The sequence below is a fragment of the Streptomyces sp. NPDC041129 genome, from assembly GCF_055592265.1.
In genome coordinates, this window is sequence record NZ_JBVIYV010000001.1 from 354,218 (window position 1) to 367,325 (window position 13,108).

The 13,108-nt window shown below is 72.4% G+C and carries 9 protein-coding genes; 6 read left to right on the forward strand and 3 right to left on the reverse strand.

Annotated elements, in window-relative coordinates:
• Nucleotide 1 precedes the first annotated feature (1 nt).
• Nucleotides 2-2,182 carry a 3-hydroxyacyl-CoA dehydrogenase NAD-binding domain-containing protein gene (locus ACZ6B1_RS01525; protein ID WP_468773913.1) on the forward strand — a complete coding sequence of 727 codons (2,181 nt, stop codon included), beginning with the start codon at nucleotides 2-4 and terminating at the stop codon, nucleotides 2,180-2,182.
• On the opposite strand, the gene ACZ6B1_RS01530 is transcribed toward ACZ6B1_RS01525, so the two are convergent.
• Nucleotides 2,177-2,887 carry a MerR family transcriptional regulator gene (locus tag ACZ6B1_RS01530; RefSeq protein WP_468773914.1) on the reverse strand — a complete coding sequence of 237 codons (711 nt, stop codon included), beginning with the start codon at nucleotides 2,885-2,887 and terminating at the stop codon, nucleotides 2,177-2,179. The two genes, ACZ6B1_RS01525 and ACZ6B1_RS01530, sit on opposite strands and share 6 nt — an antisense overlap.
• A 212-nt stretch (nucleotides 2,888-3,099) precedes the next feature.
• Between ACZ6B1_RS01530 and ACZ6B1_RS01535 the strand changes: the two genes are divergently transcribed.
• Both ACZ6B1_RS01535 and ACZ6B1_RS01540 read left to right on the forward strand, forming a co-directional pair.
• Nucleotides 3,100-4,563: an amino acid permease gene (locus tag ACZ6B1_RS01535; RefSeq protein ID WP_468773915.1), complete on the forward strand. Its 1,464-nt coding sequence runs from the start codon at nucleotides 3,100-3,102 to the stop codon at nucleotides 4,561-4,563.
• Between the two features lie 219 nt (nucleotides 4,564-4,782).
• Nucleotides 4,783-5,700: a PfkB family carbohydrate kinase gene (locus ACZ6B1_RS01540; RefSeq protein ID WP_468773916.1), complete on the forward strand. Its 918-nt coding sequence runs from the start codon at nucleotides 4,783-4,785 to the stop codon at nucleotides 5,698-5,700.
• Between the two features lie 12 nt (nucleotides 5,701-5,712).
• On the opposite strand, the gene ACZ6B1_RS01545 is transcribed toward ACZ6B1_RS01540, so the two are convergent.
• The gene (locus ACZ6B1_RS01545; RefSeq protein ID WP_468773917.1) at nucleotides 5,713-7,206 is read right to left on the reverse strand and encodes a M1 family metallopeptidase; all 1,494 of its coding nucleotides are present in this window, start codon (nucleotides 7,204-7,206) and stop codon (nucleotides 5,713-5,715) included.
• Between the two features lie 172 nt (nucleotides 7,207-7,378).
• Here ACZ6B1_RS01545 and ACZ6B1_RS01550 point away from each other — a divergent pair, with 172 nt between their 5' ends.
• Entirely contained in the window at nucleotides 7,379-9,328 is a 1,950-nt protein-coding gene (locus ACZ6B1_RS01550) for a Xaa-Pro dipeptidyl-peptidase (protein ID WP_468773918.1), read from the forward strand.
• Nucleotides 9,329-9,332: 4 nt separating this feature from the next.
• Here ACZ6B1_RS01550 and ACZ6B1_RS01555 read toward each other — a convergent pair whose 3' ends face one another.
• The gene (locus ACZ6B1_RS01555; RefSeq protein WP_468775993.1) at nucleotides 9,333-10,250 is read right to left on the reverse strand and encodes an FAD-dependent oxidoreductase; all 918 of its coding nucleotides are present in this window, start codon (nucleotides 10,248-10,250) and stop codon (nucleotides 9,333-9,335) included.
• A gap of 90 nt (nucleotides 10,251-10,340) precedes the next feature.
• Between ACZ6B1_RS01555 and ACZ6B1_RS01560 the strand changes: the two genes are divergently transcribed.
• Both ACZ6B1_RS01560 and ACZ6B1_RS01565 read left to right on the forward strand, forming a co-directional pair.
• Complete coding sequence (locus ACZ6B1_RS01560; protein WP_468773919.1) at nucleotides 10,341-11,366, forward strand: oxidoreductase; 1,026 nt, start codon at nucleotides 10,341-10,343, stop codon at nucleotides 11,364-11,366.
• A 77-nt stretch (nucleotides 11,367-11,443) separates the two neighbouring features.
• Nucleotides 11,444-13,087 (forward strand): ABC-F family ATP-binding cassette domain-containing protein, encoded by a 1,644-nt coding sequence (locus tag ACZ6B1_RS01565; RefSeq protein WP_468773920.1) that lies wholly within the window; start codon nucleotides 11,444-11,446, stop codon nucleotides 13,085-13,087.
• Nucleotides 13,088-13,108: the final 21 nt, after the last annotated feature.

A 13,108-nucleotide genomic window follows, 5' to 3' on the forward strand; every position in this document is an offset into this window, starting at 1 on the left:
CATGACCGAGAGCACCACCATCCGCTGGGAGCAGGACGACACCGGTGTCGTCACCCTCGTCCTCGACGACCCCGACCAGTCCGCGAACACCATGAACCAGGCGTTCCGCGACTCCCTCGCCGCGATCACCGACCGGCTGGAGGCCGAGAAGGACTCCATCCGCGGCGTCATCCTCACCTCCGCCAAGAAGACCTTCTTCGCCGGCGGCGACCTGCGCGACCTGATCCGGGTCACCCCGGAGACCGCCCGGGACCTGTTCGACGGCGGCCTCGCCATCAAGCGGAACCTGCGCCGCATCGAGACCCTCGGCAAGCCGGTGGTCGCCGCCATCAACGGCGCGGCCCTCGGCGGCGGCTACGAACTCGCCCTGGCCTGCCACCACCGCGTCGCCCTGGACACCTCCGGCACCAGGATCGGCTGCCCCGAGGTCACCCTCGGCCTGCTCCCCGGTGGAGGCGGCGTCGTGCGCACCGTACGGCTGCTGGGCATCGCCGACGCGCTGCTGAAGGTGCTCCTCCAGGGACAGCAGTACAACGCCCGCCGCGCCCAGGAGAACGGCCTGGTCCACGAGGTCGCCGCCAGCCCCGAGGAACTGCTCGCCAAGGCCCGCGCCTTCATCGACGCCAACCCCGAGTCGCAGCAGCCCTGGGACCGGCCCGGCTACCGGATCCCCGGCGGTACGCCCGCCAACCCGAAGTTCGCCGCCAACCTGCCCGCCTTCCCGGCCACCCTGCGCAAGCAGACCAACGGCGCCCCCTACCCGGCCCCGCGCAACATCCTGGCCGCGGCCGTCGAGGGTTCCCAGGTGGACTTCGAGACCGCCCAGGTCATCGAGGCCCGCTACTTCGTGGAGCTGGCCGCCGGGCAGACCTCGAAGAACATGATCCAGGCGTTCTTCTTCGACCTCCAGGCCGTCAACTCCGGCGCCAACCGTCCGAAGGGCGTCGAGCCGCGCACCGTCCGCAAGGTCGCCGTCCTCGGCGCCGGGATGATGGGCGCCGGGATCGCCTACTCGTGTGCCCGCGCGGGCATCGAGGTCGTGCTGAAGGACGTCGCCCTGGAGGCGGCCGTCAAGGGCAAGGGCTACTCGGAGAAGCTGTGTGCCAAGGCCGTCGCCAGGGGCCGGACCAGCCAGGAGAAGGCCGACGCGCTGCTGGCCCGGATCACGCCCACCGCCGAGGCGGCCGACCTCGCGGGCTGCGACGCGGTCATCGAGGCCGTCTTCGAGGACACCTCGCTCAAGCACAAGGTCTTCCAGGAGATCGAGTCCGTCGTCGCGCCCGACGCGCTGCTGTGCTCCAACACCTCCACCCTCCCCATCACCGCGCTGGCCGAGGGCGTGGAGCGCCAGGGCGACTTCATCGGGCTGCACTTCTTCTCGCCCGTCGACAAGATGCCGCTGGTCGAGATCATCAAGGGCGAGCGCACCGGTGACGAGGCCCTCGCCCGGGCCTTCGACCTGGTTCGCCAGATCAACAAGACGCCGATCGTCGTCAACGACTCGCGCGGCTTCTTCACCTCCCGGGTGATCGGCCACTTCATCAACGAGGGCGTCGCCATGGTGGGCGAGGGCGTCGAGCCCGCCTCCGTGGAGCAGGCCGCCGCCCAGGCCGGCTACCCGGCCAAGGTGCTCTCCCTCATGGACGAGCTGACCCTCACCCTCCCGCGCAAGATCCGCAACGAGTCGAAGCGGGCGGTCGAGGAGGCGGGCGGCACCTGGACCGCGCACCCGGCGGAGGCGGTCATCGACCGCCTGGTCGACGAGTTCGGCCGCACCGGGCGCAGCGGCGGCGCCGGCTTCTACGACTACACCGAGGACGGCAAGCGGGCCGGGTTGTGGCCGGGCCTGCGCGAGCACTTCGGGAAGGCCGGACACGAGATCCCGTTCCGGGACATGCAGGAGCGCATGCTCTTCGCCGAGGCGCTCGACACCGTACGGCTCCTGGAGGAGGGCGTGCTGACGTCGGTCGCCGACGCCAACATCGGCTCGATCCTCGGCATCGGCTTCCCGGGCTGGACCGGCGGTGTGCTCCAGTACGTCAACGGCTACGAGGGCGGCCTGCCCGGATTCGTGGCGCGCGCGCGTGAGCTCGCCGAGCGCTACGGCGAGCGGTTCACCCCGCCCGCGCTGCTGGTGGCCAAGGCCGAGAACGGGGAGCGGTTCGCCGACTCCCGCTCATGACCCCTTGAGCCACTCGCTCAGCTCTTCCCGCAGCGAGCGCTGGAACGTCGACAGCAGCGCCTGCACCACCAGCGGGTGCATGTGCGCCGACAGGGACTGCACGTCCCGGGCGTCGCGCTCCGCCACCTCGCCGCGGAAGAGCTGGGCCAGCTCGCGGGCCGCGGCGCGCGAGTGCTCGACGAGCGCCTTGCGCGCCGCGAGGATCGCCTCCTGCGACAGCGGCACGTCCAGCAGCCGCAGGCCGAGCCGGAACAGCCCGGCGTCGACACGGAAGGTGTCCTCGTCCTCCTGGCGGACGACGTCCATCGCGGCCAGCCGCTCCATGTCCCCGGACGTGAGCGGCCGTCCCGCCCTCCGTTCGAGTTCCCGCCGCGACACGGTCTCCGGCGCGTCCGGCGCCCAGGACGCGACCACCGCGCGGTGGATGGCCAGGTCGTGCGGGCTGAGGTCCGGCGGCAGCTGCCGCAGATACCGCTCGATCGCCGCCAGGGTCATGCCCTGCTGCTGGAGCTCCTCGATCAGGGCCAGCCGCGCCACGTGCCCGGGGCCGTAGTGCCCCACCCGCCGCGGGCCGATCTCCGGCGGCGGGAGCAGCCCCCTGCTGCTGTAGAAGCGGACGGTGCGGACCGTGACGCCCGCCCGCGCGGCCAGCTCGTCGATGGTGAGGGCCGGCTCCCCGCCCCCGGTCGTGGCGTCCGTCGTCATGTGCAGCAGTATCGCTGTCTCACCAATCGTGTGAAACATGTGTCGACCATGTGAGAAGTGCCCCGGTGTGACATGGACCATCGCATACATGGTGATCTCCCTGGGAAGCTGCTGCCTTGGTCTGTACCGCGACACACCAGGGTGGTGCGGGCCAGGACCTGCTCGAACCCCGGGCCCACGAGGCCCGGGCGCACCAGGAAGTGGAACCACCCGTGAGCAAGGAAGCCGTGGAATCGGCACAGGCCACCGCCCGCCCCCAGGCGGACGGGACCCCCGCGGACGCGGGCGACGCCGGCTACAGCAAGGACCTCAAGGCCCGCCACGTCAACATGATCGCCATCGGCGGTGCCATCGGCACCGGCCTCTTCCTGGGCGCCGGTGGCCGCCTGCACACCGCGGGCCCGGCACTCGCCCTGGCCTACCTGGTCTGCGGCGTCTTCGCCTTCTTCGTCGTACGGGCCCTCGGCGAGCTGGTCCTGTACCGCCCGTCCTCCGGGTCGTTCGTGAGCTACGCGCGCGAGTTCCTCGGTGAGAAGGGCGCCTACGTCGCCGGCTGGATGTACTTCCTGAACTGGTCGACCACCGGCATCGCCGACATCACCGCGATCGCGCTCTACACGCACTACTGGAGCATGTTCACCGCCATCCCGCAGTGGGTGCTGGCGCTGATAGCCCTCGCGGTGGTGCTGGCGGTGAACCTGATCTCGGTGAAGATCTTCGGCGAGATGGAGTTCTGGTTCGCGATCATCAAGGTCGCGACCCTGGTCGGCTTCATGTTCGTCGGCATCTTCCTGCTCGCCACCCAGCACGAGGTCGGCGGCGAGAAGCCCGGTCTGAGCGTCGTCACCGACCACGGCGGTGTCTTCCCGCACGGGATGATGCCCGTCGTCCTCGTCATGCAGGGCGTGATCTTCGCGTACGCCGCTCTCGAGCTGGTCGGTGTCGCCGCCGGCGAGACCGCCGAGCCGGAGAAGGTCGTCCCGCGCGCGGTGAACTCGATCATGTGGCGCGTGGCCCTGTTCTACGTCGGCTCGGTCGTACTGCTCGCCCTGCTGCTGCCCGGCTCGGTGTACTCCGCCGACCAGAGCCCGTTCGTCACCGTCCTGTCGAAGATCGGCATCCCGGCCGCCGGCGACGTGATGAACCTGGTCGTTCTGACCGCCGCCATGTCCTCGCTCAACTCCGGCCTGTACTCCACCGGCCGCATCCTGCGCTCGATGGCCACGGCCGGATCGGCGCCGAAGTTCACCGCCCGCATGAACCGCAGCCAGGTGCCCTACGGCGGCATCCTGCTGACCTGCGCCGTCTGCGTGCTCGGCGTCGGCCTGAACTACCTGGTGCCCAGCCAGGCCTTCGAGATCGTGCTGAACGTCGCCTCCCTCGGCATCATCAGCACCTGGGTGATCATCATGGTCTGCCACCTGATCTTCGTCCGCCGCGCCCGCGCGGGCCTGGTGACCCGGCCGCACTTCCAGCTCAAGTTCAGCCCGGTCGCCGAGATCGCCACGATCGCCTTCCTGCTGGCCTGTCTCGGCATGATGTGGAACGACCCCGAGGTCGGCCGCAAGACCCTTCTGCTGATCCCCCTGGTCGCCGTCCTCCTGGTCGCCGGCTGGTTCGGCGTCCGCCGCCGCGTGTCCCAGAACACGGACCGGGAACTGTCCCAGCTGAAGTAGTGCTGACGGTGGGGCCACCGCCGGAGGTGGCCCCACGTCAGCTCCTGGACTCCACCGCCTCGGCGGCCGAGTGATCGAACTCGGTGCGCCCGCGTACATGCCCCGCATAGGCTGCGGTCCGGCGGGAGGCGAGTGGTCCCGGGTCGGGCCGCTCGGGTCCGACCGGCTGGTGCGGCGCGGGACCGCGATGACGGTGCACGACCACGGGGAGGGTGGGGGATGACCTCGCAGAGCGAAGCGATCGACGTACTCGTGCTGGGTGGGGCCGGGGTGGACACGATCGTGTACGTCCCGGAGCTGCCGCTGCCGTACGCCGACAGTTACGGGATCGACTCCGGGATCCGTACCCGTGCCGGGCAGACCGGCGACTTCATGGCCCTCGGGCTGGACGCGCTGGGGCTGCGCACCCACCACCTGGACCTGATCGGCGACGACCCGGAGGGCGACCTCGTGCGCGCCCTGCACCGGGACCGGGGCATCGGGCTCACCGCGCTCCCGGGCCCCGCCGGGACCAAGCGCGCGGTCAACCTCGTCGGCCCGGACGGCCGGCGGCTGTCCCTGTACGACACCAGCCGCGCCCACCCCGACGACCGCTTCCCGGAGGACACGCTGCGCGCGCTCGCCACGGCGAGCCGGCACGTCCACGTGACCATCACGCAGCCCTGCGCCCAGGCCCTGCCCGTGCTGGCCGGGACGGGCGTGCCCCTCTCCACCGACCTGCACGACTGGGACGGCGAGAACCCCTACCACGAGCCGTTCGCGCTCGCGGCGGACGTCGTCTTCCTCTCCGCGGCCGCGCTGTCCGACCCCGAGCGGACCGTACGGCGCATCGCCGAGCGGGGCCGGGCCGAGATCGTCGTCGCCACCGCCGGGGCCGAGGGCGCGTATCTGCTGGCCGACGGCGAACTGACCCGGATACCGGCGGTGGCCCCGCCCGCGCCGGTGGTCGACTCCAACGGCGCGGGCGACGCCTTCGCCGCCGCGTTCCTCTACGGCCGCCTCGCCGGCGAGCCGCCCCTGCGGTGCGCCCGCTACGGGGCGGTCGCCGGCGCCCACGCCTGCACGGTCCCGGCCACCCGCGCCGAGCCGATGGGCCGTGACGCCCTCGTCGAGCGGATGGCCGCCGCCACGGCGTGAGGCGCTCGGGCGTCAGTGCCCGTGCACGTCGTTCGTCGCCGCGATCCGCTTCCACGACCGGGGCCGCGCCACGTCCGTGCCCGCTCCCGCGAGCGACGCCGCGCGGGCCGCGGGCGCGGCCGGCTTCGACGGCTGGAACAGCCAGGTGTCGAACAGCGCGGCCAGCGGCCTGCCCGACACCCGCTCGGCGTACTTCTGGAAGTCGGCCACCGACGCGTTGCCGTACGCGTGCTCCTTGGGCCAGCCCTTCAGCACGGCGAAGAACGCGTCGTCGCCGATCTCCTCGCGCAGCGCCTGGATGGCGAGCGCGCCCCGGTCGTAGACGGCGGCGTCGAACTGGTGGTCCGGGCCCGGGTCACCGGGCGCGACCGTCCAGAACGCGTCGTCGGCCGGATGGGAGGCGTACACGTAGTCGGCGAGTTCCCGCGTGGTGCCCTCGCCCTCGTGCTCGGACCACAGCCACTGGGCGTAGCGCGCGAAGCCCTCGTTGACCCAGATGTCCTTCCAGCCCTTCAGCGACACGTCGTCGCCGTACCACTGGTGGGCCAGTTCGTGCACGACCACCGAGGTGTTGGAACCGTTCGCGAACTGCTTCGGGCTGTAGTAGACCCGGGTCTGGGTCTCCAGCGCGTACCCGGTGGTGGTGTTGGGCACGTAGCCGCCGGCCGAGGCGAACGGGTACGGCCCGAAGTAGCCGCTCAGCCAGTCCACGAGCTCCCCGGTGCGCTCCACACTCGCCCGCGCGGCACCGTCGTTGTCGCCGAGGTCCTTGCTGTAGGCGTTGAGGACCGGCACCCCGCCGTCGGAGGTGCCGGTGGTGATGTCGAACTTCCCCAGCGCGAGCGTGGCCAGATAGGTCGCCTGCGGCTTGTTCTGCCGCCAGTTGTAGGTGGTCCGGCCCAGCTTCGACGCGGTCGACTGCAGCGTGCCGTTGGAGATGGCCTGCGTGCCGTCGGGCACGGACACCGACACGTCGTAGGTGGCCTTGTCGCTGGGGTGGTCGTTGCTCGGGAACCACCACCAGGCGGCCTCGGGCTCGTCGGCGGCCACCGCGCCGTCGGGGGTGCGGTGCCAGGTGGTGAACCCGTAGGCGCTCTTCGCCGACGGCACCCCGCTGTAGCGGACCACGACGGTGACCGAGGTGCCCTTCGCCAGCGGCTTCCCCGGGGTGACGACGAGTTCGTGCTCGCCCGACCTGGCGAAGGCCGCCCTGGCGCCGTCGACCCGTACCTCGCTCACGTCCAGCAGGAAGTCCAGGTCGAAGCTGGACAGGTCCTGAGTGGTGCGCGCCAGGATGGTCGCGGTGCCCTGCAACTCGTCCGTCCGCGGCTGGTACCGCAGCCGCAGGTCGTAGTGCGAGACGTCGTAGCCGCCGTTGCCGTAGTTCGGGTAGTAGGGGTCGCCGATGCCCGGCGCGCCCGGGGTGTGGCTCGCGGCCGATGCCGGGATCGCCAGCAGGAGGGAGGCCGCCGCCAGTGCGCCCGGCGCGATGATTCTGCGGTGCACGTCAGCTCCAAGTCTTCGGGACAGGAAGTCTGTTCGGAGCCTATTCAGTCGCTGTGGCCCCCGGCCTGTCCATGGCCCCTGCCGTCACACGATCGCCATTCGGCCGCAATACGCCACCCGGCTGCCGTAAAGCCCTCTTCTGCACGGGAGTTGACGGGGGTACCGTCCGCGCATGCCGACACGCACGCGCTTCACGATCTGGAGAACGCTCGCGACCGCGGCCGTCGCAGCCCTGACGGCCGCCTTCCTCACCCCGTCCGGGGCCCATGCCGCGCCACGCGAGAGCAGGCCCGTCTACTCCTACGCACACGCCGTCCGCGAGGCCGTCTGGGTGGACACCGGCCTCGACGCGGACGACGACGGACGGACCGACCGGGTGGCCGCCGACATCGTCCGGCCCTCCGAACCGGCCCGCCAGGGCCGCAAGGTGCCGGTCATCATGGACGCCAGCCCGTACTACTCCTGCTGCGGACGGGGCAACGAGAGCCAGCTCAAGACGTACGACGCGCAGGGCCGCGTCGTCCAGATGCCGCTGTTCTACGACAACTACTTCGTACCCAGGGGCTACGCCTTCGTCGGCGTCGACCTGACCGGCACCAACCGCTCGGACGGCTGCGTCGACGTCGGCGGCCGCTCCGAGATCCAGTCCGCCAAGGCCGTGATCGACTGGCTGAACGGCCGGGCCAGGGCCTACACGACTCGCACCGGCTCCACGACCGTCAGGGCCGGCTGGACCAACGGCAGAACCGGCATGATCGGCAAGAGCTGGGACGGCACCATCGCCAACGGCGTCGCCGCCACCGGCGTACGGGGCCTGAAGACGATCGTCCCGATCAGCGCCATCTCCTCCTGGTACGACTACTACTTCGCCCAGGGCGCCCCGCTGTACGACGGCGGCCCCGACGAACTGGCCGGCTACGTCGAGAGCGACGCCGCGCACGCCCACTGCGCGGCCGTCCGGAAGAAGCTCGCCGACGGCAGCCCGCGCAGCGGCGACTGGACCCCGCTGTGGACCGAACGCGACTACGTGAAGGACGCGGCCCGGGTACGCGCGAGCGTGTTCCTCGCGCACGGCATGCAGGACCTCAACGTGCGCACCAAGCACTTCGGCCAGTGGTGGGACGCGCTGGCCGAGCACGGTGTCGAGCGCAAGATCTGGCTCTCCCAGACCGGCCACGTGGACCCCTTCGACTACCGGCGCGGCGCCTGGGTCGACACCCTGCACCGCTGGTTCGACCACGAACTCCTCGGCTACGACAACGGCGTCGACCGCGAGCCGATGGCCGACATCGAACGCCACCCCGACCAGTGGGTGACCTCGAGGGTCTGGCCGCCGCACGGCACCCGGACCACCACCCTGCGCCCGGCCCCGGGTGCGCGGGCGGGCGTCGGCACCCTCGGCCTGCGCCCGGCCACCGGCACCGAGACCTTCACCGACGACCCCGCGCTGAGCGAGACCGACTGGGCCGCCGGACTCACCACCCCCACCCCGGAGAAGGCCGGTTTCCTCACCGCACCGCTCACCCGCGACCTGCGCCTGTCCGGCTCCTCCCGGGTGACCGTCACCGCCACCCCGAGCACCACCTCGGCCCACCTGTCCGCCGTCCTGGTGGACCTCGGCCCGGACACCGTCCGCGACTACGCCGACGCGGCCGAGGGCATCACCACGCTCACCGACCGCACCTGCTGGGGCGAGAGCACACCGGGGGACAGCGCCTGCTTCAAGAAGACCGCGGCCCGGACGGTCCGGACCGACTACACGGTGTTCAGCCGGGGCTGGGCCGACCTCGGCCACCACGCCTCGCTCGGCAAGGGCGTCCCGCTCACCCCGGGCAAGGCCGTCACGATGACCCTGGACCTGGCCGCCACCGACCACGTCGTTCCCCGGGGCCACCGTCTGGCACTGATCATCGCCGGCACGGACAAGGACCTCATCGACCCGCCGTCCACCCGGCCGTCCCTCACCCTCGACCTGTCCCGCACGTCGGCCCGGCTTCCGCTGACCTCAGGCGCGGCGGCGTTCGCCGGGGCCACCGCAGGCAGCACGGCCGCCGCACCCGCACCCCGGCGGCTGACCGGCGTCGGCACACCGGACCTGACCGGGCACATCCCCGCGCCCTGACCCGTCAGGCGGCCGGGCCGGTCACCAGCCCGGCCGCCTCACGGGCGCACCCCCAGGCCACCGTGATCCCGGCCCCGCCGTGGCCGTAGTTGTGCACCAGCGGCCGCCCGTCCGGCAGCGACTCCCGCTCCAGGCGTACCGCGTCCCGGGCGGGCCGCAGACCCACCCGGTGCGCCAGGACCCGCGCACCGGCGATCTCCGGCCGGATCTCCGCGCACCGCGCGACGATCGCCCCGGCGGTCGCGGGATCCGGTTCCAGCGACCAGTCGCCCTCCTCCGCCGTACCGCCGAGAAGCAGCACACCGGGCTGCGGGATGAAGTACGCGGAGGCGGCGGAGGAGTGGTCGACGGAGGTGTACCAGGTCGGGATCCCCGGGTTCTCCACCACCACGAGCTGCCCGCGCACCGGGCGCACCGCCGGGTCCGGCACCAGCGAACGGGACCCCAGGCCGGTGCAGTTGACCACGGCACCGGCGGGCACGGCCGCCAGGTCGGTCACCTCCCGCTCCTCGACCGTGCCGCCCGCCTTCGCCAACCGCTCCCGCAGCCACGCCAGATGGACCGGCATGTCGATCACCGGCAGCCGTGCCGCCAGCCCCTCGGGCACCGCCCGCAGCCCCGGCACCCGGCCGGCCCACGCGCCCAGCTCGTCCAGCCGCGTCCCCGCGTGTACGCCCTCGACCAGGCGTACGCCCGTCCCACCGGGGCGGGCCGCCAGTTCCTCGTACACGGCGAGGGACTCCAGCGCCCAGGCACCGACCAGCGGTTCGGGCTCGATCCGGTACGGCCACCACAGCCCGCCGGCCACCGCCGAGGTCGTGCGTTCGGCGGGCTCGCGCGCCCAGACCCGCACCCGCCGCCCGGACTCGGCCAGCACCACGGCAGTCGTCAGCCCGGCGATCCCGCCGCCGACCACGATCACTTCGTCACTCGACTCGCGCTTCACACCCAGACGCTAGGCGAATATGTCATGCAGCGCTCACATGCGTCCCGGTGTGGGAATACTCACAGCATGTCTGCCGCATACGCGACCTTCGGCCTGGCACCGGCGACACGCGCCGGTGGTGTCCTCGCCGACGGCGGCTACGAGGCCCACCGCGATTTCGTGGACTTCGTCGTCGACGGCCGTCCCCTGCTGTTCCGGCTCTCCGACCTCGACGCCGTCTCCCCGCTCGCCTCCGACGTCCCCCCGGCCATCTTCACCGAGCAGGTGCGCGGCCTGCTGAGGGAGACCGAACCCCCGCTCCCCGGCGGCCGGTTCGTGATCTACGGCTGCCCCGAGTGCGCGGACCTGGCCTGTGGCGCGGTGACCGCGGTCATCGAGCGGGACGGCGAGGACTACGTCTGGCGGGACTTCGCCTGGCAGACCGGTGAACACGCCGACCTGGAACTCAACGGGTACCACGGCATAGGGCCGTTCCGTTTCCGCGGCGCCGAGTACCGGGCCGCGCTGGCCTCTCTCGTCGCGGACACCGGCGGCCCGCCCGCGGCCCGCCGCCGGGTGCTGCTGATCGGGGCGCGTGTCGCCGTGCTCGCCCGGCTGGCCGCCGCACTGCGCACCATCGGCATCGGCGCCGACATCACCCAGGACGCCAACGGCGTCCCCGCCGAGGAACTGCGCGGCTACGGCGCGGTCGCCTTCGGCCGTGCCGTGAGCGAGGCGCGACGAGCCAGCGTGATGGACGCGTTCGAGCGCGCCGGGGTGGCGGTCGCCCGGGTGGACGGCCTGGCCCCGATCGTCCCGCTGCTCGTCGCGCAGATCGAGCAGGCCCTGCACCGCGCTCCGCTGCCGCGCCGGCTCACCTCGCTGGCCGCCGCCGGAGGCACCGCGGACGTCGAGGTGACCTCCGCCTGCCGGGTCCGGGTGACCGCGTACCGCCTCGACCGGCTGCACCGCACCCACGCCCGGGACGTCTTCGACGGTCTCCTGGAGCCCGGCCGGCACCGCGTCCCGCTGGCCCCGGAAGCGGTCAAGGGGGAGTCCTTCGTGGTGGCCCGGACCACGGGGAGCGTCCTGGTGCGGCCGGTGGGCAGGTGAGCGGCGGTCCGCCGCCCCGCACCGCGGGGAACCGCGCTGAACGCGGGGTGTCCCGGGCGATTAGGATCGGCGCTCTGATGACTGCCACCCTCGTCGCCAAGAACCTCGCCGCCGGGCACGGCGACCGCTCCCTGTTCGCCGGGCTCGACCTCGTCGTCGCGCCGGGCGACGTGATCGGTCTCGTCGGTGTCAACGGCGCCGGCAAGTCCACGCTCCTGCGTATGCTCGCCGGCCTGACCCCGCCCGAGCAGGGCGAACTGCGGCTCTCCCCGCCGACCGCGTCCGTCGGCCATCTGCCGCAGGAGCCGGAGCGCAGGCCGGGGGAGACGGTCCGGGAGTTCCTGGCCCGCCGCACCGGCGTGGCCGAGGCACAGCGGGTGATGGACGAGGCCACCCAGGCACTGGTCGACGGCGCACCCGGCGCCGACGACGCCTACGCGGCGGCCCTGGAGCGGTGGCTCGGCCTCGGCGGCGCCGACCTGGAGGAGCGCGCCGAAGAGGTGGCCGACTCGCTGGGCCTCGCCGTCGACCTGGACCAGCCGATGACCTCGCTGTCCGGCGGCCAGGCGGCCCGCGCCGGTCTCGCCTCCCTCCTGCTGTCCCGCTACGACGTCTTCCTCCTGGACGAGCCCACCAACGACCTGGACCTGGACGGCCTGGAACGCCTGGAACGCTTCGTCACCGGCCTGCGCGCGGGCACGGTGGTCGTCAGCCACGACCGCGAGTTCCTAGCCCGCACGGTCACCAAGGTCCTCGAACTGGACCTGGCCCAGGGACGGATCAACCTCTACGGCGGCGGCTACGAGGCCTACCTGGAGGAGCGCGACGTCGCCCGCCGGCACGCCCGCGAGGAGTACGAGGAGTACGCCGACAAGCGGGGCGCGCTCCAGGACCGCGCCCAGATGCAGCGTTCCTGGATGGACAAGGGCGTCAAGAACGCCCGGCGCAAGGCCGGCAACGACAACGACAAGATCGGCCGCAAGTTCCGCAGCGAGGCCAGCGAGAAGCAGGCCGCCAAGGCCCGGCAGACCCAGCGCATGATCGAGCGCCTGGAGGTCGTCGAGGAGCCGCGCAAGGAGTGGGAGCTGCGCATGGAGATCGCGGCCGCCCCGCGGTCGGGAGCGGTCGTGGCGACCCTGCGCGACGCCGAGGTCCGGCGCGGCGGCTTCACCTTGGGACCGGTGTCGCTCCAGATCGACTGGGCGGACCGGGTGGCGGTCACCGGGGCCAACGGCGCCGGCAAGTCCACCCTGCTCGGCGCGCTGCTGGGCCGGATCCCGCTGGACTCCGGACACGCCGCCCTGGGCTCGGGCGTCCTGGTGGGCGAGGTCGACCAGGCCCGCCGGCTGTTCCACGGCCCCGAGTCGCTGCTCGACGCCTTCTGCGCGGCCGTGCCCGACACCGAGCCGGCCGAGGTCCGTACCCTGCTCGCCAAGTTCGGGCTGAAGTCCGATCATGTGCTGCGCCCGGCGGCGAGTCTGTCCCCGGGTGAACGCACCCGCGCCGCGTTGGCGCTGCTCCAGGGCCGGGGCGTCAACCTCCTCGTGCTGGACGAGCCGACGAACCACCTCGACCTGCCCGCCATCGAACAGCTCGAGTCGGCCCTCGACGCCTACGAGGGCACCCTCCTGCTGGTCACCCACGACCGCCGCATGCTGGAAGCGATCCGCGTCACCCGCCGCCTGGAGGTCGCCGCGGGCAAGCTGACCGAGCAGCCCTAGCCGCGCTCAGCGGCCGGGGCC